This is a genomic window from Saccharothrix violaceirubra, from assembly GCF_014203755.1.
Taxonomy (GTDB): domain Bacteria; phylum Actinomycetota; class Actinomycetes; order Mycobacteriales; family Pseudonocardiaceae; genus Actinosynnema; species Actinosynnema violaceirubrum.
The window spans coordinates 764,647-787,177 of sequence record NZ_JACHJS010000001.1 but is presented as its reverse complement, the minus strand read 5'-3'; the positions used below and the strand labels follow the sequence as shown (position 1 = coordinate 787,177).

Annotated in this window: 22 protein-coding genes; 13 read left to right on the top strand and 9 right to left on the bottom strand. The window is 72.1% G+C overall.

Annotated elements, in window-relative coordinates; genetic code table 11:
- Positions 1-11: 11 nt before the first annotated feature.
- Genes F4559_RS03860 through F4559_RS03850 form a run of 3 tightly spaced genes read right to left on the bottom strand, consistent with a single transcriptional unit; the run spans position 12 to position 2,189 of the window.
- The gene (locus F4559_RS03860; RefSeq protein ID WP_184666197.1) at positions 12-704 is read right to left on the bottom strand and encodes an EthD domain-containing protein; all 693 of its coding nucleotides are present in this window, start codon (positions 702-704) and stop codon (positions 12-14) included.
- Positions 701-1,123, bottom strand: a complete 423-nt coding sequence (locus F4559_RS03855) for a muconolactone Delta-isomerase family protein (RefSeq protein WP_184666196.1) — start codon at positions 1,121-1,123, stop codon at positions 701-703. Before F4559_RS03855 ends, F4559_RS03860 begins: the two co-directional genes overlap by 4 nt.
- 34 nt (positions 1,124-1,157) lie before the next feature.
- Positions 1,158-2,189 (bottom strand): ankyrin repeat domain-containing protein, encoded by a 1,032-nt coding sequence (locus F4559_RS03850; protein WP_184666195.1) that lies wholly within the window; start codon positions 2,187-2,189, stop codon positions 1,158-1,160.
- 216 nt (positions 2,190-2,405) lie between these two features.
- Here F4559_RS03850 and F4559_RS03845 point away from each other — a divergent pair, with 216 nt between their 5' ends.
- A complete protein-coding gene (locus tag F4559_RS03845) occupies positions 2,406-3,347 on the top strand; it encodes a mycofactocin-coupled SDR family oxidoreductase (protein WP_184666194.1) in 942 nt (313 codons plus the stop codon).
- 275 nt (positions 3,348-3,622) lie between these two features.
- Here the strand turns inward: F4559_RS03845 and F4559_RS03840 are convergent, their stop codons facing one another.
- Complete coding sequence (locus F4559_RS03840; protein WP_184666193.1) at positions 3,623-4,513, bottom strand: LysR family transcriptional regulator; 891 nt, start codon at positions 4,511-4,513, stop codon at positions 3,623-3,625.
- 126 nt (positions 4,514-4,639) lie between these two features.
- Between F4559_RS03840 and F4559_RS03835 the strand changes: the two genes are divergently transcribed.
- The 7 genes from F4559_RS03835 to F4559_RS03805 all read left to right on the top strand — a co-directional run bounded on the left by F4559_RS03835 (position 4,640) and on the right by F4559_RS03805 (position 13,189).
- Positions 4,640-5,515, top strand: coding sequence for an oxidoreductase (locus tag F4559_RS03835; protein ID WP_184666192.1), 876 nt, complete (start codon positions 4,640-4,642; stop codon positions 5,513-5,515).
- Positions 5,516-5,583: 68 nt separating this feature from the next.
- Entirely contained in the window at positions 5,584-6,987 is a 1,404-nt protein-coding gene (locus F4559_RS03830) for an MFS transporter (protein ID WP_184666191.1), read from the top strand.
- Between the two features lie 164 nt (positions 6,988-7,151).
- The gene (locus F4559_RS03825) at positions 7,152-7,622 is read left to right on the top strand and encodes a nuclear transport factor 2 family protein (protein WP_184666190.1); all 471 of its coding nucleotides are present in this window, start codon (positions 7,152-7,154) and stop codon (positions 7,620-7,622) included.
- 153 nt (positions 7,623-7,775) lie between these two features.
- Positions 7,776-8,651, top strand: a complete 876-nt coding sequence (locus tag F4559_RS03820; RefSeq protein WP_184666189.1) for an ankyrin repeat domain-containing protein — start codon at positions 7,776-7,778, stop codon at positions 8,649-8,651.
- A 211-nt stretch (positions 8,652-8,862) separates the two neighbouring features.
- The gene (gene glgB / locus F4559_RS03815) at positions 8,863-10,971 is read left to right on the top strand and encodes a 1,4-alpha-glucan branching protein GlgB (protein WP_184666188.1); all 2,109 of its coding nucleotides are present in this window, start codon (positions 8,863-8,865) and stop codon (positions 10,969-10,971) included.
- Positions 10,972-11,053: 82 nt separating this feature from the next.
- Complete coding sequence (locus tag F4559_RS03810; RefSeq protein ID WP_184666187.1) at positions 11,054-11,596, top strand: nuclear transport factor 2 family protein; 543 nt, start codon at positions 11,054-11,056, stop codon at positions 11,594-11,596.
- Positions 11,597-12,208: 612 nt separating this feature from the next.
- On the top strand, positions 12,209-13,189 hold the full coding sequence (locus F4559_RS03805) for an SGNH/GDSL hydrolase family protein (protein ID WP_184666186.1): 981 nt from the start codon (positions 12,209-12,211) through the stop codon (positions 13,187-13,189).
- Here the strand turns inward: F4559_RS03805 and F4559_RS03800 are convergent.
- A complete protein-coding gene (locus tag F4559_RS03800) occupies positions 13,186-13,632 on the bottom strand; it encodes a hypothetical protein (protein WP_184666185.1) in 447 nt (148 codons plus the stop codon). The two genes, F4559_RS03805 and F4559_RS03800, sit on opposite strands and share 4 nt — an antisense overlap.
- Before the next feature lie 145 nt (positions 13,633-13,777).
- Here F4559_RS03800 and F4559_RS03795 point away from each other — a divergent pair, with 145 nt between their 5' ends.
- Positions 13,778-14,974 (top strand): cytochrome P450, encoded by a 1,197-nt coding sequence (locus F4559_RS03795; protein WP_184666184.1) that lies wholly within the window; start codon positions 13,778-13,780, stop codon positions 14,972-14,974.
- Between the two features lie 10 nt (positions 14,975-14,984).
- Positions 14,985-16,004, top strand: coding sequence for a methyltransferase (locus F4559_RS03790; protein WP_184666183.1), 1,020 nt, complete (start codon positions 14,985-14,987; stop codon positions 16,002-16,004).
- Between the two features lie 55 nt (positions 16,005-16,059).
- On the opposite strand, the gene F4559_RS03785 is transcribed toward F4559_RS03790, so the two are convergent.
- From F4559_RS03785 to F4559_RS03770, 4 genes are all read right to left on the bottom strand, one after another.
- The gene (locus F4559_RS03785) at positions 16,060-16,515 is read right to left on the bottom strand and encodes an anthrone oxygenase family protein (RefSeq protein ID WP_184666182.1); all 456 of its coding nucleotides are present in this window, start codon (positions 16,513-16,515) and stop codon (positions 16,060-16,062) included.
- 1 nt (position 16,516) lies between these two features.
- Positions 16,517-18,334 (bottom strand): asparagine synthase (glutamine-hydrolyzing), encoded by a 1,818-nt coding sequence (asnB, locus tag F4559_RS03780; protein ID WP_184666181.1) that lies wholly within the window; start codon positions 18,332-18,334, stop codon positions 16,517-16,519.
- A gap of 75 nt (positions 18,335-18,409) precedes the next feature.
- Complete coding sequence (locus F4559_RS03775; RefSeq protein WP_184666180.1) at positions 18,410-19,060, bottom strand: response regulator transcription factor; 651 nt, start codon at positions 19,058-19,060, stop codon at positions 18,410-18,412.
- Positions 19,051-20,253 (bottom strand): sensor histidine kinase, encoded by a 1,203-nt coding sequence (locus F4559_RS03770; protein WP_184666179.1) that lies wholly within the window; start codon positions 20,251-20,253, stop codon positions 19,051-19,053. The genes F4559_RS03775 and F4559_RS03770 overlap by 10 nt, the downstream gene beginning before the upstream one ends.
- A 126-nt stretch (positions 20,254-20,379) precedes the next feature.
- Here F4559_RS03770 and F4559_RS03765 point away from each other — a divergent pair, with 126 nt between their 5' ends.
- From F4559_RS03765 to F4559_RS03755, 3 genes are read left to right on the top strand one after another with little or no spacing between them, the layout of a single operon-like run.
- Positions 20,380-20,961 carry a DUF2269 family protein gene (locus tag F4559_RS03765; protein ID WP_184666178.1) on the top strand — a complete coding sequence of 194 codons (582 nt, stop codon included), beginning with the start codon at positions 20,380-20,382 and terminating at the stop codon, positions 20,959-20,961.
- Positions 20,958-21,197 carry a ferredoxin family protein gene (locus F4559_RS03760; RefSeq protein WP_184666177.1) on the top strand — a complete coding sequence of 80 codons (240 nt, stop codon included), beginning with the start codon at positions 20,958-20,960 and terminating at the stop codon, positions 21,195-21,197. The genes F4559_RS03765 and F4559_RS03760 overlap by 4 nt, the downstream gene beginning before the upstream one ends.
- A complete protein-coding gene (locus F4559_RS03755; protein WP_184666176.1) occupies positions 21,194-22,480 on the top strand; it encodes an FAD-dependent oxidoreductase in 1,287 nt (428 codons plus the stop codon). The genes F4559_RS03760 and F4559_RS03755 overlap by 4 nt, the downstream gene beginning before the upstream one ends.
- Positions 22,481-22,531 lie beyond the last annotated feature (51 nt).

Sequence of the window (22,531 nt, the reverse complement as noted above, 5' to 3'; positions counted from 1 at the left end):
GGTGGTTCCTCTCAGGCGTCGGCGGGCCGGGGCCCGATGATCCAGTTCTCGCGGACCGCGAGGGTGTGCACGTAGCGCGGGTTGGTGAAGGTGGCCAGGTCGGCCATCGCCCGCTGGAACTCGTTGCCGCGCACCGCATCGCGCACCGCGGCCACGTCGTCGAACCACAGCTGGTAGGCGCAGTCGAGCGGGGCCTCGCCGATGCCGTAGGCGCCGTCACGGGTGTGGTTCTGGTGGTAGCGGCGCAGGCCCGGCACCTTGCCCATGAGCGAGGCGTGCGCGTCCCGGCTGTACTGCCGGAACTCGGTGAGCGGCATGCCTTCCCGCCGCTTCACGAGCACGAAGAGCTTCACGCCCGGTTCCGCGTCGGGCCGGTCGAACACCACGTGGGCGTCGGTGTCGAGCACGAGCGTCCGCCAGAACGCCGCCCAGCGGGGCTCGTCGATCCGGGCGCCCTCCAGGAACTCCGGCGTCTGCAGGGAGGCGAGCTGCTCCTCCTCGTTCGCCAGCCAGATCTCGGCGACCCCGCTCCACGTCGGCGCGGGCTCGTCGGCCGACAGCTCGACGCGGGTGTCCACGCAGTACTGCCGGATCTGCGGGATCTTGGCGGCGTAGCGGACGGCGTGCTCCTCCACCCAGTAGCGGTGGAACTCGTCCTCGTCCAGACCGGGCCGGGGGTAGGCGAAGATCAACTGGTGGATCATCGCCCCGACCCGTTCACGCCGAATCCGTTGTTCCCCAACAGGTTCACCGGGCGGTTGCCGGTCGGAATACCGACCGGGTCGCCGGACGGGGTCGCTGCCGGCGTCTCGGCGTCGGTCGGCCGGTAGCGGTTCTGCACGTCCTCGGCGAAACCGAGGTAGTCCCGCAGCGGCCAGATGACCTCGAACTCCAGGTACTCGCGCATGGGCAGCCGGAACACCGAGCGGTCCAGCTCCTCGGCGGACTCGGCGTCGACCACGGCGATGACCCGCTTCTGGCCGGCGACCTTCCACAGGCCGATGCAGTAGCCGGAGTTCAACGTCTCCTCGGCGTGGCGGGTCTCCTCCTCCTCGATCTCCCAGAGTTCGTCGAGGCTGATGCGGCCCTCGTGGTTCCACCGCATCTGGCAGTAGAACAGCATGTCGTCCTCCCCCTTCTCGTTGGCTCTTCGGCGACTAGTCGGCGAGTTCGCGGGTGAGCGCGTGGTCGCGGCCGAACACGTCGGCGGCCAGTTCCGCCGCCGTGAGCCCGTCGTGGCCGACCAGGTCGAGCCGGGCACCGGCGTCGACCAGGATCCGCGCGCAGTCCTCGAAGCCGTGCCAGAGCGCGTCGTGCAGCGGCGTGTAGCCGTTGGTGGCGCCCTGGAAGTCGATGTCCACACCGGGCGTGCGGACGAGGATCGCGGTGATGTCGGCGTGTCCGTTGTAGACGGCCTTGTGCAGCGGCACGGCGCCGAACGTCGGCTCGGTGGCGTTGACGTCCGCGCCCGCCGCGATGAGCGCCCGCACGATCTCGGCGTGGCCGTCGCGCGACGCCACCAGCAACGGCGTGTGCAGGTCGTTGAAGCCGTTGAGGACCGGGTACCGGGCGTCGACCTCGGCGCCGTCGGCCAGCAGCACCTGCACGGCGATCAGGTCGCCCTCGATCGTGGCGGCCATCAGCCGCTGGTCGGCCACCGCACGCTCGTCGGCCGCGATGCGGCGCCGGAGCAACGCCTCGGCGGCGAGCAGCTTCTCCCGGCCCAGCGTGTTCACGTTGAGCGCGTACTCGAAGTGGTCGCGCATCGAGAACCCGTAGTGCGTGCCGAGGTTCAGGCCGGCGTTGCGGTCGAGCAGGTAGCCGACGAGGTCGGGCCGCTTGTACCAGAACGCGTCCAGCAGCGGGGTGTGGCCGGTGGAGACGGCCACGGCGTCCACGAACGCGCCGGCCGCCACGAGCAGCTTGACCGTGTCCAGGTCACCGCCCTGCACGGCCTTGTGCAGGGCCGTGCCGCCCGCGACGCTGTCGGCGGTGTGCACGTCGGCGCCCGCGTCGAGCAGCACGCCCACCAGCTCGGCGTTCCCCTTGCCGGCGGCGACCATCAGGGCGGTCAGGCCGTCCGAGCCCCGGGCGTTCAGGTCGACCCCGCCGCGCAGCAGTCCGCGCACGGCGGGCAGGTCGTCGCGGCGGACCGCGTTGAGCAGCAGGGTGCGCACGGCGTCACTCATGGCAGTTCCCCCAGGCTAGGATTTCGGGCGGAGAATGTCCTTGTGCGTCAAGGAAAGCGCCCTTCGAACGACACCCAGTCAACCGGCGGCCGGCGCGGGCCGACAAGGTGCCGGGGACGACTTGCCCGACTTGACGCGGTGGGCCGACCCCATTACCAAACGGCATGGCCGCGGGTCTTGGACACCGTGCGGGTGGGCTCAGCACGATCGGGAGCCATGACGGACGAGGGCAGGGTGAGCAGGCGGTCGCTGCTGGCGGGCGCGGCGGCCGGGGTGGCGGCGACCGCGGCGACCGCGGGCGCGGCGGCGGCCGAGCCGGAGGCCGCCGGTACGGGCGACCTGCACGGCCAGGTGGCCCTGGTGACCGGTGCGGCGCGCGGGATCGGACGGGCCACGTGCCTGGCGTTGGCACGGGCCGGTGCCGACGTCGTGGCCGTGGACATCGCGGCGCCCAAGGCGATCAGGCTGGACTACCCGCTGGGCTCGGCGGCCGAGCTGGAGGAGACCGTGCGCGCGGTGCGCGGCCTCGGCCGGCGGGCGACGGCGGTGAAGGCGGACGTCCGCGACGCCGACCGGTTGCGGGAGGTGGCCCGGCAGGCCGTGCGCGAGTTCGGCCGACTGGACATCGTGGTGCCGAACGCGGGCATCACCACCTACGCACCGTTGGCGGACATGTCGCCGCAGCAGTTCGCGGACGTGATCGACGTGAACCTGACCGGCGTGGCCAACACGATGCGCGCGACGATCCCGCACCTGGTGGCGCGCAAGGCCGGGGCGATCATCGTGGTGACCTCCAGCGAGGCCCGGCACGGCGCACCGCTGCTGGCCCACTACCAGGCGGCGAAGTGGGGTGCGATCGGCCTGGTGAAGGCGGTCGCCACCGAGGTCGGACCGGCCGGTGTGCGGGTGAGCGGCGTCGCGCCGACGGGCGTGCGCACGCCGATGGTGCTCAACGAGGCCACCTACCGCTGGGCGGGCGGCACCGGCCCGGAGGACCTGGAGAAGGCCCTGCGCGGCTACAACACCCAGCCGGTGGGGTTGATCGAACCGGCGGACGTGGCCGAGGCGATCGCGTTCCTGGCCTCGCCCAAGGCCCGGTACGTGTCGGGCACGGTCCTGGACGTCACGGCAGGCGCCAGCACGCGCTGGAACGCCTGATCCCGAACGGCGCGGTCCCGACACCGGTAGGTCGGGGCCGTGCCGTCGTCACTCCCGGGTGCCGGGCGCGACGAGGACGCCGGGTCGGCGCGCGTGATCACGGTCGGACGAGCCCATGCCGAGGGCCGGACGACCGCGGACCGCGCGACCGACGGCCGGCCCACGGCTTGCCCGGCGCACAGCCCGCACGACCGCGCCCATCCGACCGCGCCTGCCCGGCACCGCGCCCCACCCTCTTGCCGCACCCGGACCGCGCGGCGCCCGCCGGCGCCCGGTCAGTCCACTTCGGACAGTTCTCGGACCACCTCGGCGAAGGCCACCACCAGCGGGTTGGTGCTGTTCGCCGGACGCGCCAGGGCGATGCGCAACGGCGGGATGTCCACGATCGGCCGCCACACCAGGTCCGGCCGGGCGTAGTAGGCGGCCATGGATTCCGGCCCGATGCACACCGCCGCCCCCGCCGCCACGTGCTCCAGCATCTCCTCGACGTTGTCGTTCTCCGGCCCCCACACCGGTTCCGAGCCGTCCGGCCGGGGGTTGACCGCCCACCAGTCCACCCAGTGCCGGGGCGCCTTGCGCGTCCACATCAGCGGATCGTCGCGCAGGTCCATGATCCCGACCTCCGCGCGGGCGGCCAGCGGGTGGGTGGCCGCGAAGCCGACCAGCCGCCGCTCGACCGCGACGATCTCGGTGTGCAGGCCGGTGGTGTCGGCCGGCAGCCACAGGAACGCGGCGTCGACCAGGCCGTCCCGCAGCGCCGCCACCTCGCCGCCCCAGTCGAACCGCTTCGGCTCGATCGTCACGTCCGGATGGCGCGCGGCGAACGTGGTGCGCGCGCGCGTGGTGAGCGGTCCCGCACCGGTGGCCTCGAAGCCGACGCGCAGCACCCTCGACTCCATGGCCGCGACGCTGCGCGCGGTCCGCTGCGCCGCCTGCCAGTCGGCGATCAGCGCCCGGGCCGGCGGCAGCAGGGCCGCACCCGCGGACGTCAGCCGCACCTCGCGGCTCGTCCGCTCGAACAGAGTGATCTTCAGGTCCGCCTCGAGCTGGCGGATCTGCCTGCTCAACGCGGGCTGCGAGACGAACAGGAGTTCGGCCGCGCGCGTGAAGCTGAGATGTTCCGCGACAGCGACGAAGTAGCGCAGGACGCGGGTGTCGACGTCCATGGTTTGCCCCCCGGGGTCGCGATCTATGCGACCAGCGTATTGGTACGAGTCTTGGACTTCGGCGGAGATCGCCGGTCTTCTTGATCGTGCAGGACGGCACACCGGTCCAGGACCAGGAGGACCTCCATGAGCGTCAACCAGCTACCCGCCCCCGACGGCGGCGTGCCATCACGAGTGTGGTTCGTCACCGGTACTTCATCGGGTCTGGGCCGCGCGATCGCGGAACAGGCGCTGGCCGTCGGCGACACCGTCGTGGCCACCGCGCGCAAGGTGGAGTCGCTCGCCGGGCTGATGGCCCTGGCCCCGGACCGGGTGACACCCCTGCCTCTGGACGTCACCGACGGCAACGCCATCGCGAACGCCGTGCAGGACGCCATCATGTGGCACGGGCGGATCGACGTGCTCGTCAACAACGCCGGCCACGGCTTCATCGGCGCGGCCGAGGAGACCCCGGACGCCGAGCTGCGCGACATGCTGGAGGTCCACCTGCACGGCCCGGTCGCGCTGACCCGCGCGGTGTTACCGCACATGCGGGCCCGCCGTTCCGGCGCGATCGTGCAGATGTCCAGCATGGGCGGTCAGGTCGTCTGGCCCGGTTTCGCCGCCTACTGCACGGCGAAGTTCGCCCTGGAGGGCTACTCCGAGGGCCTCGCCGCCGAGGTGGCGTCGTTCGGCATCAAGGTGCTGATCCCCGAGCCGGGCGCGTTCCGCACCGGTTTCGCGGGGGCGCCGCTGCGCTTCGGCGCTCCCCTGCCGGACTACCGCGCCGTGATGGACCCGGTCCGCGCGCTCGTCCGCGACATGGACGGCACCCAGCCGGGTGATCCGGCCAAGGCCGCCGCCGCGATCCTCGCCGCGCTGGACTCCGACCGCACCCCCCTGCGCCTGCCGCTGGGCCCGGACGCCTACGAGGCGATCACCGGCCGGCTGGCGGGCCTCCAGGACGAACTCACCACGTGGCGACCCACCTCGGTCGCCACGGACGTAGACCAGGCCCCTTGACCCCTCGTGGCGGTCGGGGCCCGACCGCGCGGCGTCCGCCGCGCCCACGAATCTGGAGATCCACACCCATGTCCACCCATGTCGACCCGGTGGCGAAGCCCGCCGGGTCGGGCACTCCGCACCCGCTGGCCGTCGTCGTGCTGGCCGCCGCCCTCGCGCTGGACGCGGGCGGCGTGGCCGTCGTCAACGCCGCCCTGCCCGTGATCGGCTCCGACCTCGACATCGACAGCTCCGGTCTGCAATGGACGATGACCTCGTACGCGGTCACGTTCGCGGGCTTCCTGCTCTTCGGCGGCCGGGCCGCCGACGTGCTCGGCCGCCGCCGCGTGTTCGCGCTCGGCGTCGGTCTGTTCACCGCCGCCACGGTCGTGGCGGCGCTCGCACCCGACGCCGCCGTGCTCATGGTCGCGCGGGCCTTGCAGGGCGTCGGCGCGGCACTGTCCGGACCGGCGTCGTTGGCCCTGCTCACCCAGCTCTACCCGGAGGGGCCGCGGCGCAACCGGGCGTTGGCCGTGTACACGTCGGTCGGCGCGTCCAGCTTCAGCGCGGGCGTCGTGCTCGGTGGCGTGCTGACCGACCTGTTCAGCTGGCGTGCGGTGTTCGCGTTCAACGTGGTCATCGGCCTGGCCGTGCTGCTCGCGGTGAAGGCCGTGCTGCCGGCCGGCACCCGCGACCCGCGGTCGCTGGACCTGGTCGGTGCCGCGGCCGTCACCGGCGGCCTGCTGCTGGCCGTGTACGGGCTCAGCGAGGCGGGCCACACCGGCTGGACCACGCCGACCACGCTCGGCTCGCTGGTGCTCGCGGTGCTCCTGCTGGTCGGCTTCGTGTGCTGGGAGCTGCGCACGTCCGAACCGCTGCTGTCGATGCGGATCTTCCGACTGCCCACGGTCACCGCGGCCACCGTGGCGGCGGTCGCGTTCTTCACCGCCGTGCTCGCCGTGCTGTTCTTCGCCCCGCTGTACCTCCAGGGCCTCCTCGGCTACACGCCGCTGCAGTCCGGACTGGCGATCCTGCCGATGGGCATGATCGTGGTGGTCAGCTCGAACGTGGCGGGCCGCGTGATGGCGCGGGTCGGCCAGAAGCCGCTGCTGGTCGTCGGGCTGCTGCTGATCGCGGCGGGTGTGGGCCTGTGGGCGCTGACGCCGTTGGACGGCCAGTACTGGACGCACGTCTTCCCGTCGGTCGCCGTGATGAGCGTCGGCCAGGGCGTCGCGTTCGCCGGGCTGACCGCCGCGTCGCTGACCGGCGTGCCGCAGCACGAGCACGGCGTCGCGGGCGGCCTGAACGTGACCGCGCAGCAGCTCGGCGGCAGTGTCGGTGTCGCCGCCCTGGTCACGCTGGCCACCTCGGTCGGCACCACCGAGACCGCGCAGGGGCTGCTGGACGGCTACCACGCGGCCTACCTGGCGTCGGTCGCCGTGCTGCTGGTCGCCGTCCTGGCGATCACGCTGCTGATGCGTCGACGCGGCTGAGACCACCATGACTCGGGAACGGCCGCGTCCGCCCCTACCCCCGGTGGGCGCGTGCCGGACAGGCGCACGACTCCCCGTCCCCCTCGTGCGTCGCATCCCGGCTTCGGCCCGGAGGCCCCCGGGCCTCCGGGCCGAGGGACTGTCCGCCGACCGAAGGAACCGAAATGCGCTGGTACCAACGAATAGTGCTCGTCGGCGCGGTGCTGTCCGCCGCCGCGTGCGGCACGTCCGAGCCCACCGCCGGAAGTCCGGCCGGCGGCACGACGGCGGCCTCGGTCGACGCCGAGCCGCTGTCCGACGCCGACCGCGAGGCCGCGCCCGCCGTGGCGCAGCGGTTCGCGGACGCGGCCAACGCCGGCGACTCCGCGGGTGTCGCGGCGACCTTCGCCGAGGACGCCCGGTTCGACAGCGTCGGCCGGATCTACCCGTCCCGCGCGGACATCATGGACCGCTTCCTCGATCCCGAGGTCATCCGCGCCGGTGGCCGGTACGAGGTCACGGGCACCCGGTGGAACGGCAGCCGCTACGTCGTCGACTACGAGTTCACCACGCGCGGCGGCGGCAGCGAAACGTTCTACTACGAGTTCCTCGTCCGCGACGGGCTGATCCAGGACGTGATCGGGCGCTACAGCTAGGTTCCCGGCGGGCCCCGCCGTCGGTTCCCCTGGCGGCGGGGCCCGGTGCTTCTTCGTCCACTCCGACCAGTCGTCCGGTGTTCCTCGTACCCGCCGCGGCCCGCTGCCAGCCTGGAAGCAGGGGAGATTCCCTTCTGCCGAAAGGAAAAGTCCGTGGACAACCGCAGCATCGTGGACAACTGGTACGGCGCGATCGGGCGCGGCGACCTCGACGAGATCATGGCCGGGCTCTCGCCGTCGGTGGTGCTGGAACTGCCGGAGGACCAGTGGAACGCGGTGATCCCGTACCTGGGCACGCACGTCGGCCTGAACGAGGTCGCCGAGGCGTTCCGCATCCGCGCCGAGACCACCGAGGTGCTCGACTACGGACTGCGCGGCCTGTTCGTGGACGGCGACACCGCGCTCGCGGTCGTCTACACCAAGGGCCGGCACACCCGCACCAAGGTCCTGTTCGAGATCGAGGACATGCACAAGCTCGTCCTCGACGCACAGGGCAAGATCACCCACTGGAAGGTGTACTTCGACCCGAACACCGAGGTCAACGCCTTCAACGCGGACCGCGAGCAGCGCCTGTACGCCGCCGCGGCGCGCGGTGACGGCGCCGAGGTGCGCGACCTGCTGCGCTTCGGCGGCGACCCGAACCGGCACGACGTCGGGTCCGGTCTCACGCCGCTGATGGCGGCGGTGGCGCTGGGCGCGGACACCGTGGTGCGGACCTTGCTGACCGGCGGCGCGGACGTGCTCGTGACGGAGCGGTCCGGGCAGACCGCGCTGCACAAGGCGGTGGAGAACGGCAGCGCGGACATCGTCCGCGCACTGGTCCGTGCTGGGTCCATTGTGGACGCTCCGGTGGCGACCACCGGCCAGACCCCGCTGCACGTCGCCGTGCGCCACGGCAACGCCGAGGCCGCCCGCGTGCTGCTGGAGTCGGGCGCCCGCGCCGACCTGGTCGACCACCTGGGCCGCACGCCGCTGGACCTGGCCCGCGACCTGCTGCCCGTCGAGGTCGTGGCAGCGCTGTTCGCCTGAGCGGGACCGCGGTGGACGACGTCGGGGGTCGTCCACCACGTCCCGGTCAAGCGGCAGTGCCCGCCTTGCCCCGACCCGAGGAACCCGCCAAGCCCTGGCCATGTCCGGGGTGCGGCGGTCCTGGCCCGCTCGTCGTGACCACGTGCCGTTCCCGAGACAACGCAAGAACACGCCCGCGTCGGCCGTGACGCGGCATTCCGGGGGGAAAGCCATGACAGCATCCATCGTGGACATCGGAGCGCCCGACCGCCTCCAGGTGGACCGGCTCCTGTCCGGTGCGCACGACAACCCGCACCGCGTCCTGGGCAGCCACCCGCGCCCGGCCGGCGTGCTGGTCCGGGCCCTGTGGCCGGGCGCGGAGGCGGTCACCGTGGTGACCCCGCACGACCGGTTCGAGCTGTCGCGGGTGCGGGACGGCCTGTTCTCCGGCCTGATCCCGGACCGCCTCGGCGACTACCGCTTCGAGGTCGCCTACCCCGATCGCGTCGAGCACGCCGACGACCCGTACCGCTGGCTGCCCACGATCGGCGACCTGGACCTGTACCTGATCGCCGAAGGCCGCCACGAACGCCTGTGGGAGGCGCTGGGCGCGCACGTACGCGAACTGGGCGGCGTGTCCGGCACGGCGTTCACCGTGTGGGCGCCGAAGGCACGGGCCGTGCAGGTGCTGGGACTGCCGATGCGCCGACTGGGCGCGGGCGTGTGGGAACTGTTCGTGCCCGGCGTCGGCCCCGGCACGCACTACATGTTCCGGGTGCTCGGCGTGGACGGCGTGTGGCGGGACAAGGCCGACCCCATGGCGTTCGCCGCCCGCCCGCCGGTTTCGGTCGTCCACCGCTCGGACTTCGGCTGGCAGGACGACGAGTGGGTGGCCACCCGTGACGCCACCGACTGGGACCGGGCGCCGGTCAGCGTCTACGAGGTCCACCTCGGCTCGTGGCGGCCCGGTCTGGACTACCGCGAACTCGCCGACCAGCTCGCGGACTACGTGACCCGGCTGGGGTTCACGCACGTCGAACTGCTGCCCGTGGCCGAACACCCCTACGGCGGCTCGTGGGGCTACCAGGTCACCTCGTACTACGCGCCCACGTCCCGCTTCGGTTCGCCGGACGACTTCCGGCACCTCGTGGACACCCTGCACCGCAACGGGATCGGGGTGCTGCTCGACTGGGTGCCCGCCCACTTCCCGCGCGACGAGTGGGCGTTGGCCCGCTTCGACGGCGGCCCGCTCTACGAGCACGCCGACCCCGAACGCGGCGAGCACCCGGACTGGGGCACGCTGATCTTCGACTACGGGCGGCCCGAGGTGCGCAACTTCCTCGTCGCCAACGCGCTGTTCTGGTTGGCGGAGTACCACGTCGACGGGCTGCGCGTGGACGCCGTGGCATCGATGCTCTACCTGGACTACTCACGCGGCGACGGGCAGTGGACACCGAACGTCGACGGCGGCCGGGAGAACCTGGACTCGGTGCGCTTCCTGCGCGAGCTGACCGCGACCGTGCGCCGCCTGCACCCCGGCGCGCTGACGATCGCCGAGGAGTCCACCACCTGGCCCGGCGTGACCCGGCCCGACGGCCTGGGGTTCGGGTTCAAGTGGAACATGGGGTGGATGCACGACGCGTTGCGCTACTTCGGCCGCGAGGACCGGCGGCCGTGGCAGGGCGAGATCACGTTCTCGCTCACCTACGCGTGGAGCGAGAACTACGTGCTGCCGCTGTCGCACGACGAGGTCGTGCACGGCAAGGGGTCCCTGTGGCGGCGCATGCCCGGGGACGACTTCGCGCGGGCGGCGAACCTGCGTGCCCTGCTGGCGTTCATGTGGGCCCACCCCGGCAAGCAGTTGTTGTTCATGGGCGACGAGTTCGGCCAACGGGCGGAGTGGTCGGAGACCGGGCTCGACTGGCACCTGCTGGGATCTCCCGGGCACGCCGGGGTGCAGCGGCTCGTCGCCGATCTCAACCGGCGTTACCGCGCCACGGAGGCGTTGTACGCCGCGGACACGAGTCCGGACGGCTTCTCGTGGACGGACGTCAACGGGGACGTGGTCGTGTTCGAACGGCACGGGCGCGGTGCGCTCGTGTGCGTGGCGAACCTGGGGCCGCATGCGCTGCACGACTACGAGGTGGGGCTGTCCCGGGCGGGGCGGTGGCGGGAGGTGCTGAACACCGACGCGGCGGTGTACGGCGGTGCGGACGTGGGCAACCTGGGCGGCGTGACGGCGGTGTCCACGCCACGGCACTCCCGGCCCGCGTCCGCCACGCTGAGCCTGCCCGCTCTGGGCGTTCTGTGGCTTGTGCCCGAAATCAATGCCGATCTGTAATCGCGGCGGGTATTGGACCTGTCACGCGTGGTGTCCATACGTTCGAGGTACAGACGCCCTGCCCCTCGTTCAGGAGTTGAGCATGACGACCTCGGAAGACCAGGCGGGCGTGTCCCGCGCGGACGTGCTGCGCCTGGGACTCACGGCCGCGGCCGTCACCGGCGGCACCCTGCTGACCGCCGGCACGGCCGGGGCGCAGGAGGCTCAAGGCGAGCACCCCAACGTCCGGCTGATCAAGGAGTACTACTCGGTCTACGCGGAGGGGAATCCGGCCAAGCTGCGCCGGTTCTTCTCCTCCGACATCAAGTGGACGATCCCCGGGCACCACCCGCTGGCGGGTACGAAGCAGGGCGTGGACGAGGTGTTGGCGTTCTTCCGCGAACTGGCCAAGGCCGGGTTCCGGGCCGAGCCGATCTTCCTCGCGGCGGACGGCGAGTGGGTGGTCGACCTGCACCGCGGGTGGAGCACGCAGCCCGCCGGGTTGGACATCCTGTGGGCGTTGGCGTTCCGCGTCCGGAATCGGAAGATCGTGGAGGCGGTGAACTTCGCCGGGGATCAGCACGCGGCGGACCAGTACTTCTGGAAGACCTGCCGGCTGGCGCCGCTGCCCGGCCGTCTGGGCTGACCCGGACCGACCGCGCGGACGGTCCCCACACCGTCCGCGCGGTCCCGATCTTCGCGAGTCCTCCGTTCGGACACCCTGAAATACGCACTCGGGCACCTTCGTCCGGGTGACTGCGCTCCCCTACCACGCGAGTTATGCGTTCAGACACCGCGAGTTGTGCATTCAGACACCGCGAGTTGCGCACTCAGGCACCGCGAGTTGTGCTGCCGGGTGCCGGGTGTTGGCGTGGTGGGGACCGCAGGGCGTGCGTTGGGGCGCCGAAAGGTGGGCGTCGTGCGTTCGGGGCTTGGATCACCGGGTGGTGGGTGTGTCCGGGACTGGGTGCTTGTGCGTGGCGGGTGTCGTCGTGGGGCGCTGACGGAGGTGTGAAGGGCGCGCTCGCCGCTGGGCAGACCACCGGAAAAGGGCTGTCGTGCCGCCGTTGGGTGTGGGGAGTCCGGCTGTGTGGTTTCGCTGTCTTGTGTCCCACCGTCGGGTGTAATCGGGGGGCTCGGGCGGCACTGGCGTGGGGGTGGGGGTTGCCTGGACGGGTCCTGCGTCCAGGAGGTGTTTGTGGTGTTTTGTCGGAATTTCATGGTTGGGCTTGTCGTTGTCGGTCTGTCTTCTTCTTTTGTGGACGGTGCTGTCGCGGAGGAGCCGGCTTCCGTCGAGTGGGTGGCGTTGGGGGACTCCTACACCGCCGGCGGGTTTGTCGGTGAGCAGCGGTCCGGCAACGGGTGTGATCGGACTGTCGGGGCCTATCCCGAGCAGGTCGGGGGGCGGTTGGGTGGTGATCTGGTGCGGCTGGTGGACGTGAGTTGCGGTAACGCGACCATCTCCGACCTGCACCTCACCTCCCAGGTGCCGGCCAGTCCGGTCGGCACGCCGGAAGGTGGTTGGGCGGCCGTGGCGCCCCAGTTGGAACCGGTGAGTGCCGATACCGCCGTCGTCACCATCGGGGTCGGTGGGAACAGTGTTCCGCTCGGTGGTCTGGTCATGAGCTGCCTGTTGCTCGGTGCCGGGTTCCCGGACGACGCGACGCCCTGCCGTGACGCCCACACCTCCGGCGGTGACGGGCAGGAGACGATCGACCAGGTGCTCGACCGGGTCGCGTCGGAGTACGTCGAACTCCTGGAAGCGGTGCGGGCCAAAGCCCCCTCCGCCGCCGTGATCACGGTCGGGTACCCGACGATCTTCCCGGCCGACGCGTCCTCCTGCGGCCGTGAGGACACGACCGCCTTTGCCGCCAACGTCAACGACACCCTGTTGTCCATCACCCACGGCGACATCGAGTGGTTGGGCCAGGTGGTCGCCGAGTTGAACACCGTCATCAAGGACGCCACCGAGTACGTCGGCGCCTTCCGGTTCGTCGACACCGCCACGTCCAGCGTCGGGCACGACGTCTGCCAGGACGCCTACGACAAGTGGGTCGAAGGCGTCTGCGGCTCCGCCGAGTGGTTCTGGCCCTCCTCGATCACGCTCGGCAAGCCGCCGATGTCCTTCACGTTGACCTGCACGGACGACACGAGTGCCACGATCGTGCACCCCAACCTCAACGGGCACCGGCACGTCGCCGACCTGGTCGAGCCGGTGATCCGCGAAGCCGTCGGCTAAAGCACCCGGACGCCCGTTCCCGCCGCGTGGAACGTGCCCACCAGCACGCCGTCGGGCGTGTGGAAGTCCGCCGTCGACGCCACGTCGACGCGGTCCGCCCCGGTGAAGGTGCACTCCTCCGACACCCGCAACTGGCCTTCCACCACGCCCGACGTGCTGAACACGTACTCGCGGTACCGCGCGGTGAACGTCGACCTGCCCGTCCGCTCCCACCGGCCGAAGCCGGTGCCGCCGTTGTCGCTCGTGTGCAGGAACAGCCCGTCCGCGCCGAGGCTCCACAGCGACACCTCGGCGGGACGCTGCTGCTCCTTGATCACCAGCGTCACCTCCCACACCCCCACCGGTTTCGTCGACGACGGTGCCGCCGTCGCGGTGCCCGGCACCGCGACGGCCACCAGACCGGTCAGGGCCGACATCCTCAGCAGGTTCCGGCGGTCGGTCATGTGCGCTCCTCCTCGTGGGGTTCGCGTCGAGGGTGGTCCGGACCGCTCGCGATCCTCTCGACCGGCGATGGGGTCGAGTCGGGATTGACCGCCTGTCGAGTCGGCGTTCCGACACTCCTGGCATCCGTCGATCCGAGGAGTGTCCATGCCGGTCGATCCACCGGGACTGACCTTCCCCTTCCGCGGGGACCACCCCACGGCGCCGCCGCCCGAGTACGCCAAGCTGCGCGAGCACGGCCCGGCCCGCGCCACGCTGCCCAACGGCCACCGGGTCTGGCTGATCACGCGGCACGACGACGTGCGGGCCGTCTTCGCCGATCCCCGGTTCAGTCGGGCCGCGATCACCGCGCCCGACGCGCCCAAGCTGCTGCCGGTGAGCACCGGCTCCAAGTCCCTGTTCGTGCTCGACCCGCCGGAGCACACCAGGGTCCGCAAGCTGGTGGCCGCCGCCTTCACCACGCGTCGGCTCGAACACCTGCGGCCCCGGGTCGCCGAACTCGCCGACGGGATGGCCGACCGGCTGGTCGCGGAAGGCCCGGGGGCCGACCTGATCGCCCACCTGGCCGAGCCGTTGCCGATCACCGTGATCTGCGAGCTGCTGGGCGTGCCGTCACAGGACCGGACGGTGTTCCGGGACTGGACCGAGATCATGCTCAGCTTCACCGCGCACACGCCCGCCGAGATCGGCGCGGCCGTGCGGTCGCTGCGGGGCTACCTGTCGGCCCTGGTCGAGGCCAAGCGCGAGGAACCGGACGACGGCCTGCTCACCGTCCTCATCCGGGCGCGGGACGAGGACGACCTGCTGTCGACCGACGAACTGCTGTCCTTCGGCCAGACCATGCTCGTCGCCGGCTACCACGCCACGGCCGCCGAGATCGTGCACGCCGTGCTCAACCTGGCCGCCCGGCCCGACGAGGTCGAACGGCTGCGTCAGGACCCCGCGTCGATCCCGACAGCGGTCGAGGAGCTGCTGCGCTACTCGCAGGCGGGCGGCGGCGTGGGACCGGTCCGCATCGCGACCGAGGACGTGGACGTCGGCGGTGTCCGGATCGCGGCGGGCGACGCGGTGCTGCCGTCCATCAACGCCGCCAACCGCGACGAACTCGTGTTCACCGACGCCGAGGAACTCGACCTGACCCGCGCGCACAACCCGCACGTGGCGTTCGGGCACGGCATCCACCACTGCCTCGGCGCGCACCTGGGCCGGGTGGAACTCCAGGTGGTGCTGGAGACGTTGCTGCGCCGGCTCGGCGCGTTCCGCCCGGCCCTGCCGGCCGAGGACCTCGTGTGGCGGACGGGCACGGCCTTCGCCCGTCCGCAGACCCTGCCCCTGACCTGGTGAGAGGACCGACATGACCACACAGACCACCAGCCCCCGCCCGCTGCTCGAACTGGGCACGGGGTTCTGGGCGTCCAAGACCCTGTTGTCGGCCGTGGAACTCGGCCTGTTCACCGTGCTGGGCACGGGACCGGCCACGGAGGAGCAGGTGCGCGAGAAGCTCGGCCTGCACCCCCGCTCCACGCGCGACTTCCTGGACGCGTTGGTGGCGTTGGGGGTGCTGGAACGTGAAGGCGACCTGTACGCCAACACCCCGGCCACCGCGCTCTACCTGGACGAGAACCAGGACGGCTACCTGGGCGGCTGGATGCGCCAGGCGAGCAGCCGGCTGTTCCTGGCGTGGAGCGGGCTGACCGAGAGCCTGCGCACCGGCCGGCCCACGATCGGCTCGGACAGCCAGGACTACTTCCGCAGGCTGTACGAGAACCTCGACCACCGCCGGGCGTTCATCTCCGCCATGGACGCGATCACCAACCACATCGGCCCGGAACTGGCCGGGAAGCTGGACTGGTCGCGCCACCGGGACATCCTGGACGTGGGCGGCGCGCGCGGGAACCTGTCCGCGTACCTGTTGCGGGAGCACGCGAACCTGCGCTGCACGGTGTTCGACATGCCCGAGCTGCGTCCGCTGTTCGACGAGCACATGGCCGCGCGCGACCTGACCGACCGGACGGACTTCGTCACCGGCGACTTCTTCGCCGAGCCGCTGCCGAAGGCGGACGTGCTGGTGTTCGGGCACATCCTGCACGACTGGGACGTGGAGCAGCGGCGGGCGCTGCTGGCCAAGGCGTTCGACGCCGTCCGGCCCGGCGGCATGGTCGTGGTCTACGACCGGATGATCGACGACGAGCGCCGGTCCAACGCGGTCGGCCTGCTCGGCTGCCTCAACCTGCTGCTGGTCACGCCGGGCGGCTCGGAGTACGCGGTCGCCGACTGCCGCCGGTGGGTCGAGTCGGCGGGCTTCGCGCGCACCGAGGCGTACCCGCTGGTGGACGGGTTGGAGACGGCGGTCGTCGGGTACCGCGCCCACTGACCGTCGGCACAGAGGTGGTCGGGAAGCGCGAAGCTTCCCGGCCACCGTCGTGTGCTCAGAAGGCGCCGGCCACCGCCAACGCGTTGGCGACGAACGCCACCGAGGCCAGCACCGTGCGGGTCAGGTTCCACCGCGCCCACTCCGGGCGCGGGTCGTGCTCCTCGAAGTCCTCCGGCGGCGCGGCCGGGTCCAGGGACATCACCCAGCGCTTGAGCGGCACGTTGCGCGTGGTCGAGATCGCGATCACCCCCGCCGCCGCCACGGCGGCCACCGCGAACAGGGGCCGCGAGACCGGCCCCGTGACCGCCAGGAGCACGTCGGCCAGCACGGTCAGCACGACGCAGATCGGCTGGAACGGCTCGAACCGGTTGCCCCACAGGCGTTCCACCTCGATGTAGCGGCCCGGGTCGAGGGTGCGCAGCAGGGGCACGCCGCACACCGCCGACCACAGCAGCACACCGGCCGCGAGCCCGTTGGCCGACAGCACGACCAGGACGAGGACGGCCGTCACGTCACAGCTCCAGCCGCGGCCGGTAGTCCGCGAGCCACGTGTCGACCTGGAGCACCATCTCGACGTCGCCGCGCCCCTGCCAGCCGGTGGCCAGCGCCTCGACGTCCGCCACGGCCTCGCGGGTCGCGGCGACGTCGATCAACGGCAGCACGGGCGAGTTCGGGTCGTCCAGCACGGCCAACGCCTCGGCCCGCAACGCCGACGCGTGCGCGAGGTCCGGCGTGGACGGGAACGGGTTCTTCGGACGGTCCACAATGGACTTCGGTACGAACCCCTCGGCGACCTTGCGCAGCAGCCCCTTGCTGCGGCCGTCGAACGTCTTGGTGGACCACGGGATCGTGTAGACGTACTGCATCAACGCCGGGTCGGCGAACGGCGCCCGGAACCGCAGGCCGTGGGCCGAGGTGAGACCGTCGTCCTGGGCCAGGCCCATCTCCATCCACCCGCGCAGGTACAGGTAGCTGATCTCGCGCATGCGCCGGTCGTGGTCGGACTCGATGCCGCCGGACGGCATCACCGCGACCTCGTCGCGGTACCGGTCGGCGCAGTAGCCGGGCAGGTCGAGCTGCTTGAGCAGGGTCGGGTCGAACAGGCCCGAGCCCAGACCCGTGCTGCGCACGTGCAACTGGCCCGACGCCACCCACGGCAGCGTGCGGCGGGCGACGACCTCGGGGTCCTCCATGCGCAGGAACGCGCCGAAGAGCGTGTCGGCCCACTCCCCCATCATGGTCACGGACGTGTTGTCCGCCACCGCCTTGAAGAACACGTACAACGCCGTGGTCATCTCGCCGACCGGGCACGGCAGGTCGGGGTACGCGCGCACGGCGGCGGCCCGGGGCAATGCGCCGAGCAGGAGTTCCCGGTCCAGCAGGATGTCCTGATGGTCGGTGCCGATGTGCCGGGCCAGCTCGGCGGCGAACGTGCTGTCGTCCGTGCCGGACTTGCGCGCGTTGCGGGCGTGCTCGACGAAGTCGACGGCCATGGTCCGGATCCGGTCGACCCCTTTGTCCCGCAACACCTTCGCGGCCATCGCCGTCACCAGGCTGGAGTCCAGGCCGCCGGACAGCATGATGCTGAACCCGTCGTCGGTGCCGACGCGCCGCGCCACCGAGTCGGCGAGCAGCTCGCGGATGCGGTCGACCGTGGTGTCGAAGTCGTCGGTGTGCTCGCCGTCCTCCAGTCCCCAGAACCGGGTGTGGTGGGCGCCCGTGCGGTCGAAGCGGATCAGGTGTCCACCCTCGACCTTCCGCATGCCCCGGTACCCGGCGTGGCCCGGCGTCCCGGCGAACGACAGCACCTCGCGCAGCCCGTCGAGGTCGACCGCCACCTCGACCAGCGGGTGGCTCAGCAACGCCTTGGGCTCGGACGCGAACAGCGCGCCGGTCGGCGTTTCGCAGTAGTACAGGGGACGCAGGCCGATGTGGTCCCGTGCGACCACCAGCGCGGTGCCGTCCCACAGGCCGAACGCGAACGGCCCGTCGAACTCGCGCACGCACCGCTCGCCCCACGCGAGGTAGGCCGCGCCGACCAGTTCCGCGTCCGAACCGTCGCGCCCCAAGCGTTCCGCGAGCGAGGCGCGGTTGTACAGCTCGCCGTCGAACGTCACCGTGACCGAACGTCCGCCCGCGCGCACCACAGCGGGCTGGGCCACCGGGTCGGCGATCGCCAGGCGGCGGTGGCCCAGCACGACGTGCGGTGCCGCCCAGAGCCGTTCGTCGTCGGGGCCGCGCGTAGCGAGCGCGGCCGTCATGTGCCTGGCCACGGCCAGGTCGTGGCTGATGTCCCGGTCGTGGTCGAACCACCCGGTGATGCCCGCCATCCGTCTGCCTTCCCTCGGGTCCAGTGGACTGCCACAAGGTCGGCTCCGGCGCTCGAATCCCGGTCCAGAAAAGCTCTACTCGCCCCTCAGGTACGCCAGCACGGCCCGCACGCGACGGTGTTCGCCGCCGTCGGCGTGGAGTCCGAGCTTGGTGAAGATGCTGCCGATGTGCTTGGACACCGTCACGTCGGCGAGCACCAGTTCCGTGCCGATGGCCGCGTTGGACCGGCCCTCGGCCATGAGCCCCAGCACTTCCCGCTCGCGGGAGCTGAGCCGGGTGAGCGGATCCCGTTTCCTGGTCAGCAGTCGGCGCACCACCTCCTGGTCGACGACCGTGCCGCCGGCGGCCACCTCGGTCACCGCGGCGACGAACTCGGTCCCGTCGGTGACCCGGTCCTTGAGCAGGTAGCCGGTACCGGCCGTGCCGGTGTCGAGCAGCTCGCCCAGCGACGGCGCGTCCACGTGCTGGCTGAGCACGAGGACCGGCAGGCCGGGCCGTTCCCCGCGCAGGGTGATCGCCGCGCGCAACCCCTCGTCCCGGAACGTCGGTGGCATCCGCACGTCGGTCACCACCACGTCCGGGGGGTCGGCCCGGACCGCGGCCAGCAGTTCGTCCGCCGACCCCACGGCGGCGACCACCCGATGCCCGAAGTGGGTCAACAACGTCACGAGGCTCTCCCGCAGCAGCCCCGCGTCCTCGGCGAGCACGACCCTGGTCACCGGCATGGGATCTCCACCCGCACCACGGTCGGTCCGCCGAGCGGACTGGACAGCATCGCCCGGCCGCCCACGGCCGTCACGCGGTCGGCCAGGCCGCGCAGCCCGCTGCCCGCCTCCGGGTCCGCGCCGCCCGTGCCCCGGTCGCCGATCTCGACGACCAGCAGGTCCCCGGCCAGGTGGCCGTGCACCCACGCGTGCGCGCCGCCGTTCTTCGCCACGTTCGTCAACGCCTCGCTGACCGCGAAGAACGCCGTGCTCTCCACGGTCGACGGCAACCGGCCCAGGCCGGGCAGGCGGACGTCGACCGGTCCCGGGTGCCGGGCCACCAGGTCGGTCACGGCGGCGGGCAGCCCGCGTTCGTCGAGCACGTGCGGGTGGATGCCCTGGATCAGCTCGCGCAGCTCGGCGAGCGTGGTGCGGGCGTCGGCGTGCGCCGTGGCCAGCTCGGCGCGCACCGCCGGGTCGTCCGACCTCAGCCGGATCATGTCGAGCCTCATGGTCAACGCGACCAGCCGCTGCTGGGCGCCGTCGTGCAGGTCGCGCTCGATGCGCCGGCGTTCGGCGTCGAACGCGTCGAGCAGTCGCCCGTTGGACTCGATCGCGGCCATGTCCGCGTCGGGTCCGGCATCGGGTGCGCCGAGCAGCGAACGGGCCGCCTTGGCGTGCAGCCGGGCCACGCCCGTGGCCAGCAGCAGACCGAGGACCACGCCCGGTACCGCGACCGCCGCCACCAGCAGCGCGGCGGGCAGCGACGTGAGCGTGAACCCGAAGTAGGCCGGTTCGTCCAGCCAGTAGGCCACGGGCGCGCCGAGCAGCAGCAACGACACGAACGGGAGCACGGCCGCCACGTAGTCGAGCAGCCACAGACCCGTCGCGAACAGCAGCGTGTACGCGAACTCGCGCCACGTCGCCAACTCGCCGGCCCGCGCCTTCGCCCGGTCCAGGAAACCGCGCCGGGTCAGCGTGCGGTGCGGGCTGGGCGGCTCGTCGCCGAGCAGCCGCAACCGGCGGCGTTCGACCTTGCCCACCACGACGCCGCTGAGCCCGAGCAGGCCCAGGATCGGCAGCCCGACCAGCACGGGCGACAACGCCATGCCCAACCCGGCCAGCACGAGCACGACCACGAGCGTGGGGAACCCGACCAGCGCGCCCGTGGCCACGTACAGCCACGAACGCCAGGGTCCCCGCGCACCGTCCATGTCACCGGAGGGTACGAGCCTTCCGGGACCCGGCGCAGTAGAGCGGGCTATACCCCGGCTTGGCAGTGCGCCGTGATTCGCCCACGCCGGTGACCCGCTGCACTGGTGACCATGCAGGAGACGGTGATGACTCCCCAACGGACACGTGCGGGTGACAGACCCCGCCGTCGGTCCCTGACCTGGCAGATGAAGCCGGGCACGCGCAAGGCGTGGCTGATCGCGCACGTCGTGGTGTCCGTCGGCTGGTTCGGCGGCGCGTGGGCCATGCTGATGATGGGCGTGGTCGCGCTGACCAACGTCGGCCGGGAACTGCGCCCGGCCGCCTACGAGATGATGCACATCGCCGACACGGTGATCATGATCCCGGGCAGCCTCGGCGCGTTGATCACGGGTCTGGTCCTCGGCCTGTACACGAAGTGGCGCGTGCTGCACCACTGGTGGGTCGTGACCAAGCTGCTGCTCACCATCGGCGCCATGGTGTTCGCCTACGTGTACGTGGCGCAGAACGTGAAGTCGGCGTTGGCCGCCACCGAGCACGACCTGGACGCGGACATCGGGCGGCTGGCCGAGAGCGTGATCGCGGGCTCGGTCGTGATGATGGTCGTGCTGATCGTGACGACGCTGCTCTCGGTCGTGAAGCCCTGGAACCGCACGGGTTGGGGCCGTCGGGCGCAGCAGCGCCGGCGCGAGGCGGTGAGCGCGCGATGACGTACGTCGTGACGAGCCGGTGCGTGGGCACGAAGGAGACGTCGTGCATGACGGTCTGCCCGGTGGACTGCATCCTCGACATCGGCGAGCAGGTCGTGATCGACCCGGTGGAGTGCGTGGACTGCGGCGCGTGCGTGGACGTGTGCCCGGTGGACGCGATCCTGCACGAGTCCGAGGTCGACGACCCGGCGGTGGTGGCCGACGCGTACGGCCGGTTCGGGTTGGCGGCGCCGTGAGGTTCGCGGTCGTCGGCGCCGGGCCCGCCGGGGTGTACTCGGCGCAGGAACTGCTGGCCGGCGCACCGGACTGCGCGGTCGACGTGTTCGACCGGCTGCCCGCGCCGTACGGGCTGGTCCGGTACGGCGTGGCACCGGACCACCCGCGCACCAAGCGGATCTCGACCGTGCTGGGCCGCACGCTCGGCGACCCGGCGGTGCGGTTCTTCGGCAACGTGACGTTCGGGCTCGACATCGGACTGCGCGACCTGCTGGCGTGCTACCACGCCGTGGTGTTCGCGGTGGGCGCGGACGACGAGCCGAGGCTGGGCATCCCGGGCGAGGACCTGCCCGGCGTCGGCTCGGCCGGGCGGCTGGTGTCCTGGTACAACGCCCACCCGCACGCCGACGACGCGTTCCCCCGGCGGGTCCTGGCGGCGCGGGACGTGGCCGTGGTCGGTGCGGGCAACGTGGCGCTGGACGTGGCGCGGGTCCTGGTCGGCGGGCCGGACCGGCTCGCGTCCGGCGACGTGCCCGAGGACGTGCTGAAGTCGCTGGCCGACGGGAACGTCACCGACGTGCGGGTGATCGCGCGACGGGGACCCGCGCACGCCCGGTTCACGCTGCCGGAGCTGACGGAGCTGGGCCGGCTTGACGACGTGGACGTGGTCGTCGACCCGGCGGACCTGTCGGACGGGGACCAGGTCCGCGGGCGCGGTCGGTCGGTGTGGGAGCTGCTGCGGGAGTGGTCGTCGCGTCCGCTGTCCGGTGCGCCTCGGCGCGTGCACCTGTTGTTCCACCGGCGGCCGGTCGAGGTGGTCGGGTCGCGGTTGGGCGTGGAGCGCGCGGGCGTGCGGTCCGATCTGCCCGCCGGGGCGGTGGTGCGGGCGATCGGGTACCGGGGTCGGCCGTTGCCGGGCGTGCCGCACGACGAGGTCACCGGCACGATCCGCAACCGCGGTGGCCGGGTGGTGGACGCGACGGGCGTGGTCGTGCCGCGGCTGTACGCGGCCGGGTGGATCAAGCGCGGGCCCGGCGGCGTGATCGGCACGAACCGGGCCGACGCGGCGGCGACCGTGCGGGCGGTGCTGGCCGACGCGGCGGGGTTCCCGGTGCCGTTCCAGGTCGGGGCGTCGACCGTGCCCGTGTTGCTGCACAAGCGCAACGTGCGGTACGTGACGTGGGCGGGGTGGTTGCGGCTGGACGCCCACGAGATCGACCTGGGTCGGGTGCACGGCCGGCCGCGGGTGAGCGTGGGCGACCTGGCCACCATGCTGTCGGTGGCGCGCGCCGGGCAGTCGTGAGGGCACCGACCGGACGACGACGTCCGGTCGGTGCCTGAACGCACGACTCGC

What these genes read in the sequence shown, in the direction of transcription:
- F4559_RS03860 (WP_184666197.1), bottom strand. Translation starts at nt 704, where the DNA reads ATGATCCACCAGTTGATCTTCGCCTACCCCCGGCCCGGTCTGGACGAG.
- F4559_RS03855 (WP_184666196.1), bottom strand. Translation starts at nt 1,123, where the DNA reads ATGCTGTTCTACTGCCAGATGCGGTGGAACCACGAGGGCCGCATCAGC.
- F4559_RS03850 (WP_184666195.1), bottom strand. Translation starts at nt 2,189, where the DNA reads ATGAGTGACGCCGTGCGCACCCTGCTGCTCAACGCGGTCCGCCGCGAC.
- F4559_RS03845 (WP_184666194.1), top strand. Translation starts at nt 2,406, where the DNA reads ATGACGGACGAGGGCAGGGTGAGCAGGCGGTCGCTGCTGGCGGGCGCG.
- F4559_RS03840 (WP_184666193.1), bottom strand. Translation starts at nt 4,513, where the DNA reads ATGGACGTCGACACCCGCGTCCTGCGCTACTTCGTCGCTGTCGCGGAA.
- F4559_RS03835 (WP_184666192.1), top strand. Translation starts at nt 4,640, where the DNA reads ATGAGCGTCAACCAGCTACCCGCCCCCGACGGCGGCGTGCCATCACGA.
- F4559_RS03830 (WP_184666191.1), top strand. Translation starts at nt 5,584, where the DNA reads ATGTCCACCCATGTCGACCCGGTGGCGAAGCCCGCCGGGTCGGGCACT.
- F4559_RS03825 (WP_184666190.1), top strand. Translation starts at nt 7,152, where the DNA reads ATGCGCTGGTACCAACGAATAGTGCTCGTCGGCGCGGTGCTGTCCGCC.
- glgB (WP_184666188.1), top strand. Translation starts at nt 8,863, where the DNA reads ATGACAGCATCCATCGTGGACATCGGAGCGCCCGACCGCCTCCAGGTG.
- F4559_RS03810 (WP_184666187.1), top strand. Translation starts at nt 11,054, where the DNA reads ATGACGACCTCGGAAGACCAGGCGGGCGTGTCCCGCGCGGACGTGCTG.
- F4559_RS03800 (WP_184666185.1), bottom strand. Translation starts at nt 13,632, where the DNA reads ATGACCGACCGCCGGAACCTGCTGAGGATGTCGGCCCTGACCGGTCTG.
- F4559_RS03795 (WP_184666184.1), top strand. Translation starts at nt 13,778, where the DNA reads ATGCCGGTCGATCCACCGGGACTGACCTTCCCCTTCCGCGGGGACCAC.
- F4559_RS03790 (WP_184666183.1), top strand. Translation starts at nt 14,985, where the DNA reads ATGACCACACAGACCACCAGCCCCCGCCCGCTGCTCGAACTGGGCACG.
- asnB (WP_184666181.1), bottom strand. Translation starts at nt 18,334, where the DNA reads ATGGCGGGCATCACCGGGTGGTTCGACCACGACCGGGACATCAGCCAC.
- F4559_RS03775 (WP_184666180.1), bottom strand. Translation starts at nt 19,060, where the DNA reads ATGCCGGTGACCAGGGTCGTGCTCGCCGAGGACGCGGGGCTGCTGCGG.
- F4559_RS03770 (WP_184666179.1), bottom strand. Translation starts at nt 20,253, where the DNA reads ATGGACGGTGCGCGGGGACCCTGGCGTTCGTGGCTGTACGTGGCCACG.
- F4559_RS03765 (WP_184666178.1), top strand. Translation starts at nt 20,380, where the DNA reads ATGACTCCCCAACGGACACGTGCGGGTGACAGACCCCGCCGTCGGTCC.
- F4559_RS03760 (WP_184666177.1), top strand. Translation starts at nt 20,958, where the DNA reads ATGACGTACGTCGTGACGAGCCGGTGCGTGGGCACGAAGGAGACGTCG.